The sequence below is a fragment of the Mesorhizobium sp. WSM4837 genome (assembly GCF_055811435.1).
Window position 1 is genome coordinate 1 of the sequence record NZ_JBVVQE010000234.1, and the last position, 584, is coordinate 584.

The window sequence follows — 584 nt, forward strand, 5'->3', positions numbered from 1 at the left end:
GCGAGATCGTCTTCGAGCGCCTTGGACAGGATTGAGCGGTCCTGGATGAGCTTCTCGGCGTGGCTGTTCACAAGACCGTTGACGCTGCCGAGGTCGGCCTCCAGCGCCCGCGCAAACTCTGCGCGATTGTCGGTCAGCTGCTGAGACTGGTCGGCGACGACACCCTTGATGGTGTTGAGGTCTGCTTCCAGCGCACGTCTGAGGATGTCGCGGCCTTCGGCCAGCTTCTCGACCTGGCCGGAAACCAGCCCGTCGATGCTCGACCGGCTTTCCGCCAGCTTGGCGAGATCGTCTTCGAGCGCCTTGGACAGGATTGAGCGGTCCTGGATGAGCTTCTCGGCGTGGCTGTTCACAAGACCATTGACACCGCCGAGATCGGCCTCCAGCGCCCGCGCGAACTCTGCGCGATTCTCGGTCAGCTGCTGAGACTGATCGGCGACGACACCCTTGATGGTATTGAGGTCGGCTTCCAATGCGCGTCTGAGCAGGTCGCGGCCTTCGGCCAGCTTCTCGACCTGGCCGGCAACCAGCCCGTCGATGCTCGACCGGCTTTCGGCCAGCTTGGCGAGATCGTCTTCGAGCGC

1 protein-coding gene is annotated in these 584 nt (G+C 63.7%); it reads right to left on the minus strand.

The features are described from left to right. On the minus strand, positions 1–584 hold a 584-nt coding region (locus tag AC0L3D_RS36895), incomplete at both ends, for a hypothetical protein (RefSeq protein WP_473647558.1).